This window comes from Streptomyces speibonae, assembly GCF_984686075.1.
Genome location: NZ_OZ480260.1, coordinates 2,840,242 through 2,854,790, shown reverse-complemented (window position 1 = coordinate 2,854,790; position 14,549 = coordinate 2,840,242). Strand labels below are relative to the sequence as shown.

Annotated in this window: 13 protein-coding genes and 3 pseudogenes; 12 read left to right on the top strand and 4 right to left on the bottom strand. The window is 69.9% G+C overall.

Annotated elements, in window-relative coordinates:
• Positions 1 to 369 precede the first annotated feature (369 nt).
• The 5 genes and pseudogenes from AC5L3C_RS12630 to AC5L3C_RS12610 all read left to right on the top strand — a co-directional run.
• Positions 370 to 1,067 (top strand): annotated as a pseudogene (locus tag AC5L3C_RS12630) (IS3 family transposase); the annotation flags it as partial.
• 494 nt (positions 1,068 to 1,561) lie between these two features.
• Positions 1,562 to 1,903, top strand: a complete 342-nt coding sequence (locus AC5L3C_RS12625) for a PadR family transcriptional regulator (protein ID WP_125504393.1) — start codon at positions 1,562 to 1,564, stop codon at positions 1,901 to 1,903.
• Positions 1,900 to 2,859 carry a hypothetical protein gene (locus AC5L3C_RS12620; protein WP_493649071.1) on the top strand — a complete coding sequence of 320 codons (960 nt, stop codon included), beginning with the start codon at positions 1,900 to 1,902 and terminating at the stop codon, positions 2,857 to 2,859. The genes AC5L3C_RS12625 and AC5L3C_RS12620 overlap by 4 nt, the downstream gene beginning before the upstream one ends.
• Positions 2,860 to 2,954: 95 nt before the next feature.
• Complete coding sequence (locus AC5L3C_RS12615) at positions 2,955 to 3,836, top strand: phosphatase PAP2 family protein (RefSeq protein WP_125504391.1); 882 nt, start codon at positions 2,955 to 2,957, stop codon at positions 3,834 to 3,836.
• Positions 3,837 to 4,252: 416 nt separating this feature from the next.
• Positions 4,253 to 4,633: a hypothetical protein gene (locus tag AC5L3C_RS12610; RefSeq protein ID WP_240661162.1), complete on the top strand. Its 381-nt coding sequence runs from the start codon at positions 4,253 to 4,255 to the stop codon at positions 4,631 to 4,633.
• A 12-nt stretch (positions 4,634 to 4,645) separates the two neighbouring features.
• Here the strand turns inward: AC5L3C_RS12610 and AC5L3C_RS12605 are convergent, their stop codons facing one another.
• A complete protein-coding gene (locus AC5L3C_RS12605) occupies positions 4,646 to 4,855 on the bottom strand; it encodes a DUF397 domain-containing protein (protein ID WP_125504390.1) in 210 nt (69 codons plus the stop codon).
• Positions 4,852 to 5,085: pseudogene (locus AC5L3C_RS12600) on the bottom strand (Scr1 family TA system antitoxin-like transcriptional regulator); the annotation flags it as partial. The pseudogene AC5L3C_RS12600 and the gene AC5L3C_RS12605, both read right to left, overlap by 4 nt.
• A 158-nt stretch (positions 5,086 to 5,243) precedes the next feature.
• Between AC5L3C_RS12600 and AC5L3C_RS12595 the strand changes: the two are divergent.
• Positions 5,244 to 6,981, top strand: a pseudogene (locus tag AC5L3C_RS12595) (IS1634 family transposase).
• Positions 6,982 to 7,231: 250 nt separating this feature from the next.
• On the opposite strand, the gene AC5L3C_RS12590 reads toward AC5L3C_RS12595, so the two are convergent.
• Both AC5L3C_RS12590 and AC5L3C_RS12585 read right to left on the bottom strand, forming a co-directional pair.
• The gene (locus AC5L3C_RS12590; RefSeq protein WP_125504389.1) at positions 7,232 to 7,504 is read right to left on the bottom strand and encodes a DUF397 domain-containing protein; all 273 of its coding nucleotides are present in this window, start codon (positions 7,502 to 7,504) and stop codon (positions 7,232 to 7,234) included.
• Positions 7,501 to 8,376: a helix-turn-helix domain-containing protein gene (locus AC5L3C_RS12585; protein WP_493649070.1), complete on the bottom strand. Its 876-nt coding sequence runs from the start codon at positions 8,374 to 8,376 to the stop codon at positions 7,501 to 7,503. Before AC5L3C_RS12585 ends, AC5L3C_RS12590 begins: the two co-directional genes overlap by 4 nt.
• 154 nt (positions 8,377 to 8,530) lie before the next feature.
• On the opposite strand from AC5L3C_RS12585, the gene AC5L3C_RS12580 reads away from it, so the two are divergent.
• The 6 genes from AC5L3C_RS12580 to AC5L3C_RS12555 all read left to right on the top strand — a co-directional run bounded on the left by AC5L3C_RS12580 (position 8,531) and on the right by AC5L3C_RS12555 (position 14,538).
• On the top strand, positions 8,531 to 8,983 hold the full coding sequence (locus AC5L3C_RS12580; RefSeq protein ID WP_493649069.1) for an ATP-binding protein: 453 nt from the start codon (positions 8,531 to 8,533) through the stop codon (positions 8,981 to 8,983).
• Between the two features lie 228 nt (positions 8,984 to 9,211).
• Positions 9,212 to 10,102, top strand: coding sequence for a helix-turn-helix domain-containing protein (locus AC5L3C_RS12575; protein WP_493649068.1), 891 nt, complete (start codon positions 9,212 to 9,214; stop codon positions 10,100 to 10,102).
• Positions 10,103 to 10,154: 52 nt separating this feature from the next.
• Positions 10,155 to 10,757: a Uma2 family endonuclease gene (locus AC5L3C_RS12570; protein WP_125504386.1), complete on the top strand. Its 603-nt coding sequence runs from the start codon at positions 10,155 to 10,157 to the stop codon at positions 10,755 to 10,757.
• A 54-nt stretch (positions 10,758 to 10,811) separates the two neighbouring features.
• A complete protein-coding gene (gene mshB, locus AC5L3C_RS12565; RefSeq protein WP_493649067.1) occupies positions 10,812 to 11,681 on the top strand; it encodes an N-acetyl-1-D-myo-inositol-2-amino-2-deoxy-alpha-D-glucopyranoside deacetylase in 870 nt (289 codons plus the stop codon).
• A gap of 17 nt (positions 11,682 to 11,698) precedes the next feature.
• A complete protein-coding gene (locus AC5L3C_RS12560; protein ID WP_125510067.1) occupies positions 11,699 to 12,091 on the top strand; it encodes a DUF6113 family protein in 393 nt (130 codons plus the stop codon).
• Positions 12,092 to 12,285: 194 nt separating this feature from the next.
• Positions 12,286 to 14,538 carry a hypothetical protein gene (locus AC5L3C_RS12555; protein WP_493649066.1) on the top strand — a complete coding sequence of 751 codons (2,253 nt, stop codon included), beginning with the start codon at positions 12,286 to 12,288 and terminating at the stop codon, positions 14,536 to 14,538.
• Positions 14,539 to 14,549 lie beyond the last annotated feature (11 nt).

The window sequence follows — 14,549 nt, the reverse complement described above, 5'->3', positions numbered from 1 at the left end:
AGGCCGTCTTCTCGCTCACCTGCGGGGGCCGCGTCGGGTGCGGCGGGGCGTCCGTGCAGCCGGCGAGGGCAGGTGGCGCGCGGTATGAGGACGCAAGCTCCAGTTGCACATGCGGCTTTCCGCCAGGCAATGGCGCGCCGTGTTACGAGTGGTGACCAGGTGCCCATGGTCCTGCTGTGTCGTCGGAAAGACTCGGACGATGGCGTGCCGCGACGGTCCGGACCCGTTGGAGTTCCGCAAGCACGGCGACTATGCCAGCGTCAAGTGAGCGTTCTCGGTCTAAGTATCCGAGTGGCCCGGCGGGGGCCTTGACCCTTGATCCTGGACACACGAGACACTGGATCCTGAGGATCTGAGAACGGACATCTCGTGGTCATGAAGAACTATCCGCCGCAGTTCAAGGCGGACGCGGTCGCGCTGTACCAGTCGCGGCCCGAGGCGACGATCAGGCAGGTCGCCTCTGATCTGGGGATCAACCCCGAGACGCTACGGAACTGGGTCCGGGCGGCCGGAGCGAGCCGGCCCCGGGGGCGCCGGGCGGAGGTGCCGGCCGAGCCGCCGACGCCGTTGGAGGCGGAGAACGCCGCTCTACGGAAGAAGGTCCGTGAGCTGGAGGAAGAGCGCGAGATCCTGCGGAAGGCGGCGAAGTATTTCGCCGGGGAGACGCGCTGGTGAACCGCTTCCAGTTCGTCGCCGACCACCAGCGCCGCTACGGCGTGAAGCGGCTGTGCACCATCCTGGGCATCGCCCGCTCCAGCTTCTACTACTGGCGCCGCACGGCCGCGGACCGGGCCGCCCGGCAGGCGGCCGACGCCGCTCTCGCCGCACGGATACGGACCGTGCACCGCGAGTCGGACGGCACCTACGGCGTCCCCAGGATCACCGCCGAGCTCCGCGAGGCGGGCGAGCGGGTCAACCACAAGCGGATCGCGCGCGTGATGCGAATCATCGGCTTGGCAGGCGTGCGCTTGCGTCGCAGGCACCGCACCACGATCGCGGACCCGGCCGCGGCGAAGGCCCCGGACCTGATCGGCCGCGACTTCACGGCACGCAAGCCGAACACGAAGGGGACGTCACCCCCGCCGCCGTACGCCGCGCCCTGACCGCCGACCTGCCGCCCGGGGGCGTACGCCGTCCCGCCGCTTTCCTGGCCCACCGCCTCACCGCCCAGCTTCCGCCTCCGGCCCCGTACCGGGAGCCGGCCGCCCCGCCGCCTCCCGTCCGGCCACGGCGCACCATCCAGAACTGTGACGGCTGCGACCGGGGCATCCGCTCTTCCGAGCCCGGCGCTCGCTGCCGTGACTGCCGGACCGGCCTCCAGGAGATTGCCCACGGTGAACGTGAACAGGTACCGCGCCCTGCGTGACTTCATTCGGACCGCGGACGGCGTGGTGCCGGGCAAACTCGAGATCACCAAAGAGGGAATCGTCCACGACATGGCTGAGGGAGGCGAGCCGGGGCTGGCGCCGCATACGACCCCGGTCACGACCCCGGGGAGACGTTCGTCGGTGGCATGCTCATTCCGCCGGATATATTTCGTAGCCCGATATATGCTCGACACATGACACGACGGAACCCGTCCCTGACGGAACCGCAGTACTTCATCCTTGCTGCGCTCATGGATGGACCGTTGCACGGTTACGGCATCATCAAGGCTGCCGAGCAGGCCACCGACGGGCGGCTCCGGATCGCTGTCGGCACCCTCTACGGCGCGCTGGAACGGTTGGAGCGGGCCGGGCTGGTGGCGGCCGGCGACGAGGAGATCGTGGACGGACGGGCACGGCGCTACTACCGGCTCACGGAGGACGGCACCGAGGCGCTCGCCCGGGAGGCGCTGCGGATGCAGCAGGCGGCGGCTGTCGTCATGGGGCGCTCGGGGGATGCCGGGGTGGCCCCGGCATGAACCGGCTGCTGCTCGCGGCTTACTCCGAGCCCTACCGCTCCCGGCACGGCAAGGAGTTGCTCGCCTGCCTGTCCGAGGCCTATCCCGGTCGTTCCTGGCCCCCGCCGCGCGAGGTGCTCGCCCTGGCCCGTGCCGGAGTGCAGGTCCGCGCCCGTGCCGTCGTCGACGACACGGCCCGGCCCTGGTGGCTGGACGGCATTCATCTGACCGCTCTCGTCCTCGCCGCGCTGGCGCTGGTGCCGTACCTGCAGGATGTGTGGCACTGGGCACTGCACATCGATCCCGGCCGGCATGCCATCGCCTTCCACTTCTCCGGCTGGTACCCGTGGGCGCAAGGTCCCGGCACCCGGACCCGGCTGCTGCCCTACGGGCTGCTTCCGCTGGTTTGTCTGATCGCCCTGTTGCGTGGCAGGGCCTGGATCGCACTGCCGGCCGCAACGGTGATGATCTACGCCGGAGCCACGTTCAACAGCACGACGTTGTTCGGCGACGAGGGCAAGGCCGGCCTGGGGTACTACGGGCTGGGCGCCCCGATAACAGCCCATGACCTGGTGCTGTCCGGGGCGCTGTGCACTGCGTGCGCCGTGCTGGCGGCCTGCCGTCCCGGCCGGCTGCGGCGCCGCTCGTACCGCTGGCTGGTCCTTGTCGTGTTCGCCCTGTTCGTGGCCGGCGGCATGCACATCATCTCCGTCAGTCCGACCTTCCAACGCGGCCTGTTCGCCCTCGAAGTTGCCGCGCTGATCGCCGCGTGGGTGGCGACGTCCGCCACCGGCGACTACCGGTGGCTCATCCCCGTGGGAGCGGTCGCGTTCGTCCGTACCCAGGCGATCGTCGCCCAGCCGCACACCTTCATGGAGTCCCTGCCGGACCTGGTGGTCCTCCTTCTCCTGATCGCACCCCTCCCGGTCCTGGCGATCGCCGCCCAGCGTCGGCAGAACCGGGCGCTCCTCGAATAGGAGCAGATCCCTGGTGGGCCGGCCGATCCCGTCGACCTACCGCGTGCAACAAGAAGAGCGCGTGACCGAACTGCTCTCACGGAAGAAAGCAAGCGATGACCCAGCACGATGCCTCCACCCTGCCCACGCACGAGCCCACCGGCCCCGGCCCCCGGTGGACGACTAGGCGGCCGTGGACCCCAACTCTCGTGTACTCCCTGGGGCTCCTGGCGGTCTACCTGCTCGCTGTGTGCACTCCGGTCGGGCAGAGGGTGGAGAACGCCGTGTTCGATCTCGGTTCGCCCGACGCGGAGAAGGCATGGATCTATCCCTGGTCGGGAGCGACCTACGGCTCGACACCCTTGCCACCGCTGGAGATGAGCCACATCAAAACCCTGATCGTGGGTTTGGCCGTCATCGCGGTCGTGACCGTGGTGCGCAGGTGCTGGTTGCAGGGCTGTGCGGCGGTCGGGATCGTTGTCGTCACGATCGGGGCCAAAGAGGTGCTCAAGCCGGTCCTGCCCCGCCCGGACCTGGTGAACGCCCCGGATATACTCAGCGAGGGCAGCTTCCCCAGCGGGCACACGGCCATCCCCGCCGCGCTGACCCTCGGCGCCCTTCTCGTCGCGTCGCCCCGCGTCCGCCCCTACGTCACCACGGCCGGCGTGCTGTGGCTGGCCTGCATCGCCGCCGCCGTCCAGGCCCTTGGTCACCACCGGCAAAGTGACGTCCTGGGGGCAACACTGCTGGCCTGCATCTGCTACAGCCTCGTGTCCTGGCTGCTGCCCGCCGCCGCACCGGACAGCACGCGCGGTCCCCGTGCGCTGCCGTCCGTCACCCTGGCACTGTCCGCGGCCGTCGTGCTCGCCGCCGGCGTACGCAGCGACTCCCTCACGCGTTCATTGGTCGCCGCCGCCGCGGCCTTTGGGTGCGCAGCCCTGCTCTGGTACACCGCGACGGAGGGCCCCGCACGCCGCACACGCCACGCACCGGCCTGACCATCCGGCCGACTACAGGCGGAACATTCGGTCAAAGGGGCAGCCCCTGCGGGCCGGCACCCCGCCCGGCGGCCCACCGCACACGGGGCTTTTCGATACCAACGGTGCCAAGGTCGTCCAGTAGCCGCGGAACCGCTCAACCAACTGCCTCGCCGCTGCTGTAGCTGCTCTTGAACCACACCAGGCCGGAGGCGTCCCCGGTCGAGGTCCTGGGGCTCATGGCTCCCCCCGGCAGGTGCTCGATGAATGCTTGCTCAGTGGGGCAATCCATCTGATCAAGCAAGTCGAGATCATCCTGCCCAGCCACACGCTGAGCCGACCGGGAGCTGCTCGGCGAGCGCGTCCACCCGAAGCGGGCCGGCTGATGTCGTACCCGGCCCGTGAGGTGTTCGGGCCGGGTGCCGGACTGTCTCGACGTGGCCCTGCTTCCTGGGGTCTACGACTTCCGTACCGGCCAGCACTTCACGCTCAAGCAGCGCCCGCTCACCCGCGCCCACCTGGACGACTTCGTGGCGGCCTACCGCGTGGGCGAGCCCCGTTCCTCCCGTGTCGAGTCCGAGGACGAGAACGGCCCGTTCAAAAAGTTCGACTACGAGGACCTGATCGCCCGCGACAAGGTCAACCTCGACATCACGTGGATGAGCGACCCGGCCCTCGATGACGCCGACAGCGGCCTGCCGCCCGAGGTCATCGCCGAGGAGATCGTCCGCGACCTCCAGTCCGCCCTGAACGAGTTCACCGCCATTGCCCGTTCCCTGGGCGGCGACGTGGACGTACTGGAGGTCGAGGACGAGTAGGAGCGTGCTGGATCAGCCCTCGACCGCGTACGGTACGAACCTGGACCACACGGTAGGGGTGAGGGCCAGTTGAGGGCCGCCGATGTCTTTTGAGTCGCGGATGTGGACCGTGCCGGGCTCGGTGGCGATCTCAACGCAGGAGTCGCCCTCGCTGCTGCTGCTGTAGCTGCTCTTGAACCACGCCAGGTCGGAGGCTGCTCCAGACGAGGTTTTGCGGCTCATGTCTCCCCCAGCAGTTGCTCGATGAATGAGGCGGTCTCACGTGGCGTGAGGGCCTGGGCTCGGATGATGCCATACCGAAGTTCCAGGATACGGAGCTGCCTCGGCTCGGAAACCGGTCGGCCGTTGGCAACTGCCGGTGAGCGCCCCACCATCGAGCCGTCCTCGAACTTCAGCACCTCGATGCCGCCTGCCAGACCGACATGCTCCTCGTGGTCCATCGGCATCACCTGACCTGCGTTCCGCGCAATTCAGGGGTTCTGGAGTCCCTTCCGAGGTGAAGGTACAGGTCAGCGGGTTGGAGTCTGGTGACACGGCCGGATTCGCCTAGAGACGCGATTTTGCGGATTCGCCTGCGCTGAACTGGTCTTGCTCCGTATGGTCTGGAGTCGTGTATGTGAAGACGACGAAGCGGGAGAACAAGTCCGGCACGGTCCGGTACCTGCACCTGGATCACAACGAGTGTGATCCGGTGAAGGGCCGGGCGGTCCCGAAGGTGCTGTTCACGTTCGGCCGTGAGGACGACCTCGACCGGGACGCGGTGAAGCGCCTGGTCGCGTCTCTATCGCGGCTGCTGGAACCGGGCGAGGCACTGGCGTCGACCGCGGCGGGTGACCTGGAGTTCGTCTCCTCGGTCCCGTTCGGCGGCACCTACGTCCTCGATCATCTGTGGCGCCGGCTGAAGATCGACAGGATCGTCGGGCAGGTCGGGCAGCCCAAGCGGGGCCGGCGCCGGGACATGTCGGTGACCGAGCGGGTGCTGTTCTCCCTGGTTGCGAACCGGGCCCTGGCTCCGTCGTCGAAGCTGGCCGCCGCGGACTGGGTCACGCACGACGTGCATGTCGAGGGCCTGCCGGCCATCGACGACGACGCCTGCTACCGGGCGATGGACTGGCTCCACGAAGTCCAGGACGACCTGGAGAAACGGGTGTTCGACGAGGTCGCGAACCTTCTCAACCTCGAGGTCGACCTGCTGTTCTTCGACACCACCAGCACCTACTTCGAACTGGAGGAGGCCGACGCGCCCGTCGCCCGCGACGACAAGGGCCGCCTCCTGCCCGCCGCAGACGACACTCCCGCCGACGCCGACGACAGCGGTGACGCCCCGGACCAGGGCGGGTTCAGGACCTTCGGCAAATCGAAGGACTCCCGCGACGACCTGCCGCAGATCGTGATCGGGATGGCCGTCACCAGGGACGGCCATCCCGGTCCGCGTCTGGTCCTGGCCCGGCAACACCGGTGACCAGAAGCTGATCCGGCAGGTCAAGGACGACATGCGCGACTGGACCCTCAGCAAGATCGTGTGGGTCACCGACCGGGGATTCTCCAGCGAACGCAACCGCCGCTACCTCCGCCAGGGCGACAACGCCTACATCGTCGGCGAGAAACTCCGCTCAGGCAGCCCGGAGGTGAAGGCCGCCCTGTCCCGGCAGGGCCGCTACGGCGAGATCGCCCAGAACATGCGGGTCAAGGAGGTGCGGATCTCCGACACCGAACGGTTCGTGATCTGCCACAACCCCGAAGCCGCCACCCGTGACCAGCACATACGCGAACAGCTCGTCGCCCAGCTCACCACCCTCATCGACGGCACCGACAAGCTCAGCGAGTTCAAGCGCGGCGAACTCCGCGGGAGGATCGCCGACAAGCCCGGCCTCAACCGCTATCTCCGCACGACCCCGGCCGGCAAGCTCCGCATCGACACCGCGAAGATCAAGGCCGAGGAGAACCTCGACGGCAAGTACCTGCTGCGATGCTCCGACCCGCACCTGTCCGCCGAGGACATCGCCCTCGGCTACAAGCAGCTCCTCGAAGTCGAGCGGGGCTGGCGGGACATGAAGCAGATCATCGACCTGCCGCCCGTCTATCACCGGCTCGAGGAACGCATACGCGCGCATGTCATCCTCTGCTGGCTCGCCCTGTTGCTGATCCGCATCACCGAGACCACCACCGGCGCGACCTGGCCGACCGTCCGCCGCGAACTCGACCGGCTCCACCTCGGCACGTTCACCGGCCCCACCGGCCTGTTCCAGCAGGTCACCACCCTCACCAAGCCCCAGATCGATCTCCTGGCCACGCTCGCCATCCCCACACCGAAGCAGATCATCGCCCTCGAACCCACACCCCGCTGACCAGCACGAACACCAGCGCCTAGAGAAACGCCTCTCAGGCGCCCTCACCCATGTCTGCGCAGCTCAGACCACAGGTTCGTGACTCTATGCCGCTGAATTACGCGGAACGCAGGCTTTTGGCCGCTCGCTTGAGTCTCGTCATATGTACCTACTCCGGTGGTCGGGGACTCACGGTCATTGCGTGAGGACATGGGCGCGTCCGGTTCCCGGAAGGGAAGGGTGCAGATGCGATGCCGAGAAGCCCGCCGTGTCAGCCCCGGGCCGTGTACGGGATGAAGTTTGCCCACGCCGCGGGGGCGAAGGCGAGGCGGGGGCCGTCGACGTTTTTGGAGTCGCGGACGTGGACGGTGCCGGGCCGGGTGGTGACCTCGACACAGGAGTCGGTCTCGGCTCCGCTGCTGTAGCTGCTCTTGAACCAGGCGCCCGCTACCTCGACGCAGGAGTCACCTTCGTTGCCGTCGCTGTAGCTGCTCTTGAACCACGCGAGGCCGGAGGTGTGGTGGTTGGAGACCTTGCGGATCATGTTTCCCCCAGCAGTTCCTCGATGAAGGCCAGCGACTCCCGAGGTGGGAGAGCCTGCGCGCGGATGCTGCCATAGCGTAGTTCGGCGATGCGGAGCTGCCGAACGTCCGAGATCGGGCGGCCGTTGAACGCCCCCTCGCAGCGTGCCACCGCGGAACCGTCCTCGAACTTCAGCAACTCGATCTTCCCATCAAGCCCCGGGTGAGATTCGCAGTGCGTCGGCATCACTTGAAGCGTCACACAGCGCAGCCTGCCCACTTCAAGCAGACGCTCCAGTTGTGCGCGCCACACCATTGTGCCTCCGAGCGGACGCCGTAGTGGGGCCTCTTCCAGGACGAAACTGAGCGTAGGTGCCGGGTCCTTCTGGAAGATGCTTTGTCGATCCATGCGAGCAGCCACCATTCGCTCGATCTCGTCCTGGCTGTAGGCGGGTTGCCGTGACTCGAACGCCGCCCGTGCGTGATCGGCCGTCTGGAGAAGCCCGCTGATGCTGTGGCAGACGTAGAGGCCGATCTCGACAGCTCGCCCTTCCAACTGTGCGAGATCCCGAACCTTCTTCGGATACCGGACCTTCTTGACGTCCTCCTTCATCGCAGCGATGAGTCCGTCGGCGTCCAACACCTCGTCCGCCGTGTCCAAGTACTCGGGCCTCGGGATCCGCTTCCCCGTCTCGATCTTGTACACGAGATCCGCTCCGTATCCGGCCGCCGTCGCGAAGTCGTTGACCCGCATCCCCGCCGCTTCCCTGCGGAGCCTCAACTGCCGTCCCACCGTGGCGACTACGGCGAGTGCCCAGTCGTCGTCCGGGTCGACTTCCCACCCCGGCTCGTCCGTCTCGGTACCGACCCGCACCGCCTCACCGTTCACCGACATGTGTGCCCCTCCGTGATGCCGCGACGTACTGCTCCGACCTGTTCGCAGGAGCTACTTCGACAGCTTGGACAGGGCTCGTCGAACCCTGGACCGTAGCTCTACGTAACAGCTCAACTACTCAAATCAGTATGTCCAGTCGGCCACGCTCAGTGATGTGAATCAGCAAACTCAGGCCGCCGAAATCGTCCAGAACTTCAGCACGCTGCTGTCGTCCACCCCGCGAGGCGCTCGCCTGGCCCGCCTGCTCGCGGTGGACACGCTCCGCAGTTGGGGGCTTCCGCACGAGCGGGCGAGCCATGTCATCGCGGAACTGGCGGCCAACGCGGCCACCCACGGCCGTCTCCCCGGACGCAGCTTCCGGCTCACGCTCTACGTGATCGGGGGCACGCTCCGCATCGAAGTCACCGACACCCGCGGGGAGCGGATGCCCGAGCCGCACGTGCCGGAGCCGGACGCGGAATCGGGGCGAGGACTGCAACTCGTGGAGGCGCTGGCCGACCGCTGGGGCGTGACCGAGGGATGGTTCCCGCGCAAGACGGTCTGGGCCGAACTGGCCTTCTCGGCACCGGAACCCGCGTCTTCGTGCTCCGGTGCCGCCGGCCGCTGAAAGACAAAGAACTCCGGGAAAAGCACCCCCACCAAACCCGACCCTCCCGCCCGTGGCCGTACTCACTCGGGCGGGTGAACATCGCCGGTCCGGCTGGATTTTCGGGTCGCCGAGGCCCGACGCTCAGCGCAAGGAACGCACCCCCACAACCGCTGACATGAGACGGCCCCCGCCGGGACGGCAATCCCAGTGCGAGGGCCTGACCACCGAGGAAGAAGGCCCTTCCCGATGGGTACCCAGAACCCTAGCGTGCGCCTGCACGCCAAAGCCCGCCTTACGGGCAACAGCCACCCGGACCGGTCCCACCGCACCGGCAGTGGGCTGCACCACGACAACACCCGCCACACCACCCGCTTCACGGTGATCGGCAATCACCTCGCTCAGCACCGGGAGCTCTCGCTTCTCGCCATCGGGCTCGGAGTGCACCTCCAGTCGCTGCCCAAAGGCGCCCCGGCCGACATCAAGAGCCTCGCCGCGAGGTTCCCCGAGGGAGCCACCCGTATCGCCGCCGCTCTGCGCGAGCTGGAATGCCACGGTTACCTGCGCCGCGAACGCCACCGCACGTCCACCGGCCGCATCGTGAGCCGCACGGTCTCCTGCAATCAGCCGGCGACGCTCCGGCGCCCCCACCCCGAGCCCCCGGCGGCGGAACCGCAACCGCAGCCGCAACCGCGCCCGCAGGCAAGTGCACGCGAGCGCAGAGCGCTCCCCGCCGTACCGCGCCCCGAGTGCAACGTCCCCGCCCTCTTCCGGGCCGCCGCCGACCTCCTCGCGAGCCTGCACCGGCATCACCCGCAGATGCTTCTGTCCGCCGCCGACACGGCCCACCTGGCCCCGGGTGTCGCCGCCTGGCTGGAGAGGGACGTCGCCCCCGACGCCGTACGCCGTGCCTTGACCGCGGACCTGCCACCCGAGGGCGTGCGCCGCCCCGCCGCCTTCCTGGCCCATCGCCTCACCGTTCAGTTGCCGCCCCCGGTCCCGCTCCGTGCGCCGGCCGCCGTTCCGCCGTCACCCGCGCGGCACCCGATGCAGAACTGCGACGGCTGCGATCGCGGGTTCCGCGCACCGCACCCGGGCCGCTGCCGCGACTGCCGCACCGACCTCCAGGAGGCCGCCTAGCATGAACGTGACGATCCTTGCCCCTGGGCACAAGCGACGAGGAGCGAGCGCCATGACCATCGCACCCGACGGCGCGCACCAGAGCGCCTCCCACATGTACCGGGCCATGCGCGACTTCGTTCAGTCCACGGACGACACGTTGCCGGGCAAATTCGAGATCACCAAGGAAGGGATCGTCCACGACATGATGTCGCCCAGCGGTCGGCATGAGCTGACCACACTGCGGCTCCGGAAGCGCCTGGAGAAGGTGATGCCGGAAGAGCTCGTGGCCCATACGGGCGAGCCCGATGTGGAGGACGAGCCCGAGGGCGTCATGCGCCGTCCTGACGTCATGGTGATCGCCGAGGAGGACATGGACATCGACGGTCCCTTCGACGCCCGTACGCTCATCGCGGCGATCGAGGTCGTCTCCCGTTCCAATCCGCGGAACGACTGGGTGGGCAAGATGCGTGACTATCCGCTGCTCGGCATCCCTGTCTACGCGATCTTCGACCCCCGTACCGGCACCGGCGCGGTCCTCACCGACATCCACCCCACGCCGGACGGCCCCCGGTATGCCACCCGCAAGGACTTCGTCTACGGCGAGGACGTCACCATCGGCGAGTGGACCATCTCCACCAGCGGACTCCCGCGCTATCAGGACGATGAGGGATGACATGAAAGGCCGGGGCGCGAGGAGTGACCACCCGCGCCTCATAGGGTGGACCCCATGACGGAACTGCCCCCACGGCGTCTGATGCTGGTGCATGCGCATCCGGACGACGAGTCGATCAACAACGGCGCGACCATGGCGCGGTACGTCGCCGAGGGCGCTCGTGTGACGCTGGTCACCTGCACGCTCGGTGAGCGGGGGGAGGTGATCCCGCCGGAGCTGCGGCACCTGAGCGGGGCCGCGCTCGGGGGGCACCGGCTCGGAGAGCTCAGGGAGGCGATGCGCGCGCTCGGCGTGACCGACTTCCGGCTGCTCGGCGGGGCCGGGCGGTACTGCGACTCCGGGATGATGGGGCTGCCCGACAACGACGACCCCGGCTGCTTCTGGCAGGCGGACGTCGGTCAGGCCGCCGGGCTGCTCGCCGAGGTGATCCTGGAGGTGCGGCCGCAGGTTCTCGTCACGTACGACGACAACGGCGGGTACGGGCACCCCGACCACATCCAGACCCACCGCGTCGCCATGCGCGCCGTCGGGCTCGCCGCCGAGGCGGGCTGGGACGTGCCCAAGGTGTACTGGAACCGCGTGCCCCGGTCCGTCGCCGAGGAGGCCTTCGCCCGGCTGGACGACGACCTGGCCACACTGCCCTTCGACAAGAGCGCCGCCGTGGACGACGTACCGGGTGTGGTGGACGACGGACACATCACCACCGCGATCGACGGCACCGCGTACGCCGCCGCCAAGGCCGACGCCATGCGCGCGCACGCCACGCAGATCACCGTCGCCGAACCCTACTTCGCGCTGTCCAACGAGCTCGTCCAGCCGCTGTTCACCACCGAGTACTACGAGTTGGTGCGCGGTGAACGTCCCGGAAGCCGGGAAAGCGACCTGTTCGCCGGAATCGGCAACGGTGCGGGGGAGATGCCGTGAGCGGGGACCGCACGCCCATGATGGCGCAGCCGCTTCGGCCGCCCTCCGCCGCGCGGGCCGGCGCCTACCTGCTGCTCTTCGTGCTCGGTGGCGTCGTCGGCGTGGCGGGGGCGCTCATCCAGCCCGCCTGGTTCCCGGGCGGGCTGCTGCTGGCCCTCGCCGGCGAGGCCGGACTCGTGCTGGGGGCCTCGCGGGTGATGCGCAGCCGGGCCGGCGGCGGGGCGGTCGCGGCGGGCTGGATGCTCGTCGTCATCCTGCTCACCACCAGCCGCCCCGAGGGCGACTTCCTGTTCGCCGCGGTCGCCGGCACCTATCTGTTCCTGCTCGGCGGCATCGGCGTCGCTGTGATCTGTGCCACCCTCGGCGGCGGGAGGCAACCGCGAGGCGCCTCCGCCCGACTTGGCAAGTGACGTACCACTTCGCCGTGTCCCGGGCGTGCGGGTCCCGTGTGGGTTTCCCCGCCGGTACTGGGATACGGGCCGGATGCGGCCAGTAAGGTGGTGCGCGCCGCCGAGCCTCCCTCGAACCCTCGGCTTCGCCCGAGCAGGGGGGACCCCCACCGTGAGGTCGTGACGGGCGGCGGAGCCAACCGGGAGAACCTGCCTTGAGTCGTGAAACTGACACTCCGTCCTCCGGGCCCAACGGGCACGGCGGAGCCGCCTATCCGTCGGGCACCCCGCCCTACGGGATTCCGGCGATTCCGGACGCGGGTACGGACGCGGGCCGTTCGGCCGCGCGGCCGGAGGAACGCAAGACCGAGACCACGCTGACGACCCGTATCCGGATCAACATCCCCGGATCGCGGCCCATTCCGCCGGTCGTCGTGCGCCAGCCCGTCAAGGACGCGGAGAGCAAGGAGCGCACCGACGCCGAGGCGGCGGCTCCGTCCCCGGCGCCGGCTCCGTCCCCCGCCGCGGTCGAGCCTCCCGGTCGGCCCGCTCCGCCGGCTCAGGCCCCTGCCGCCCCGGCGGCCGAGGAGAAGCCGGCCAGTGACTGGTTCGCGCCCCGCAAACCGGCGACGGGCAAGGGCAGTACGGGCGGCGGCTCCGCCAACGGCGCAGGTGGGCCCGGCGGTTCGGGTCCCGCGACGGGCGGCGGCGCGCCGGGCGCACCCGCGACGGGCGGCGGCGCTCCGGCGGGCCCGGGTGCGCCCGGCGGCGCACGGCCGGGCGCCGGACGCCCCGGCGGCGTGGTCGGCTCCATGGGCGCGCTGGGCGCCGCCCGCCCCGGCGGGGCGACGCGTCCCGGACCCACCGGCACGACCGGCGCGACCGGCGGGCCCGTGGCCCCCGGGCACGGCGGCGGTACCGGCTCCTTCGACGTGACCGAGGCCCTGGCCGGCGGACCGGCGGGCAGCGGCACCCGTCCGGGCGGGCACCCCACCGGCGAGCCCCGCCGCGACGACCTGCCGTTCTTCACCGGGGACGGACCCGGCGCGGCGCCTGCACAGCACGGTCCCGGCGGTGGCCCGGGAGGAGGGCGGAGGCAGGACCTCCCGCCCGGATACGGCGGCCCGCAGCGCCCCGCCGGCCCCACCGGCGGCCCGGTGACCGGCGACGCCCCGACGATGCCGCCCGGCGGCGCTCCGGGCGCTCCGGGCGCTCCCGGCGGCCCCGGCCGCCCCGGCGGCGCTCAGCAGGGCCGCCCGGACACCCCGGGCGGCGGTCTCAGCGACGACACGGCGATCCTCACGCCCCAGCAGCCCGCCGAGCCGGGCACCCCGGGCTACGGACCCCGCCACGACAACGTCTCCGGGCACACCGTCACCAGCGGCATCCCCGTCGTCCCGCCGAGCGCGGCCTTCGACGCGCCGGACCGTCCCGGAACGGACGGCGGCTCCGGCCCGCAGACGCCTCCGAAGCGGCCCGAGCCGGCCTCCCCGGCCCCGGCGAGCTCCTCCAGGGCGCCGAAGAAGAAGGGGCGCAACAAGCTCGTCCTGCTCGGCGGCGGTGTGCTCTTCCTCGTCGGTGTCGCCTACGGCGCCGGCCTGCTGATGAACCGCTCCGACGTGCCCAAGGGCACCACTGTGCTCGGCGTCGACATCGGCGGCGGCACCCGCGACGACGCGGTGAAGAAGCTGAACGCCGCCCTCGGCGACCGGCTGAACAAGCCGCTGACCCTGTCGGTCGACGGCAAGACCGTCGAGCTGCAGCCGGACAACGCGGGCCTGCAGTTCGACGCCGACGCCACCGTCGGCGCGGCCGCCACCAGCGACTACAACCCGGTCAACGTGATCGGCTCCCTCTTCGGCCAGCAGCGCGTCGTCGAACCGAACATGCCCGTCGACGAGGAGAAGCTGCAGGCCGCCCTGGAGAACGCGGCCGGCGGCGCCGGCTCGGTGACCGAGGGCGGGATCACGTTCGAGTCCGGCAAGGCCGTCCCGGTGTATCCCGAGGCGGGCCAGGGCATCGACGTGGCCAAGGCCTCCGACGTGGTGACGCAGGCGTACCGCACCGCGGTGGAGACCGGGAACTCCTCCCCGGTGAAGGTCCCGACCACCGTCCAGCAGCCCAAGGTCTCCAAGGCCGAGGTCGACCGGATGATGAAGGAGTTCGCCGAGCCGGCGATGTCGGGCATCGTCACCGTGCAGACCGATCCGGCGCACTCGATCCCGATGAGCCCCGAGAAGTCGCTCTGGAAGTTCCTCCGGGTGGTGCCCGTCAACGACAAGCTCGTCGAGAAGCCCGACCTGAACGCCCTGAAGGGGCTCTACGGCCAGACGTTCGAGGGCGTGCTCATCGCCCGCGGCAACGGGGAGAAGACGGCCGTCACGCCGCAGGACGTCTACGGCGCCCTGCGCAAGGCGCTGGTCAGCAAGACCGACCGGGTCGCCGTCATCGACACCGACCCCAGCTGACGCGGCCTGTC

Bases quoted from the DNA above. Each gene is read 5' to 3' on its own strand.
- AC5L3C_RS12615 (WP_125504391.1), top strand. From the start codon at position 2,955: ATGACCCAGCACGATGCCTCCACCCTGCCCACGCACGAGCCCACCGGC.
- AC5L3C_RS12620 (WP_493649071.1), top strand. From the start codon at position 1,900: ATGAACCGGCTGCTGCTCGCGGCTTACTCCGAGCCCTACCGCTCCCGG.
- AC5L3C_RS12575 (WP_493649068.1), top strand. From the start codon at position 9,212: ATGGGTACCCAGAACCCTAGCGTGCGCCTGCACGCCAAAGCCCGCCTT.
- AC5L3C_RS12625 (WP_125504393.1), top strand. From the start codon at position 1,562: ATGACACGACGGAACCCGTCCCTGACGGAACCGCAGTACTTCATCCTT.
- AC5L3C_RS12605 (WP_125504390.1), bottom strand. From the start codon at position 4,855: ATGAGCCGCAAAACCTCGTCTGGAGCAGCCTCCGACCTGGCGTGGTTC.
- AC5L3C_RS12585 (WP_493649070.1), bottom strand. From the start codon at position 8,376: ATGTCGGTGAACGGTGAGGCGGTGCGGGTCGGTACCGAGACGGACGAG.
- mshB (WP_493649067.1), top strand. From the start codon at position 10,812: ATGACGGAACTGCCCCCACGGCGTCTGATGCTGGTGCATGCGCATCCG.
- AC5L3C_RS12590 (WP_125504389.1), bottom strand. From the start codon at position 7,504: ATGATCCGCAAGGTCTCCAACCACCACACCTCCGGCCTCGCGTGGTTC.
- AC5L3C_RS12570 (WP_125504386.1), top strand. From the start codon at position 10,155: ATGACCATCGCACCCGACGGCGCGCACCAGAGCGCCTCCCACATGTAC.
- AC5L3C_RS12560 (WP_125510067.1), top strand. From the start codon at position 11,699: ATGATGGCGCAGCCGCTTCGGCCGCCCTCCGCCGCGCGGGCCGGCGCC.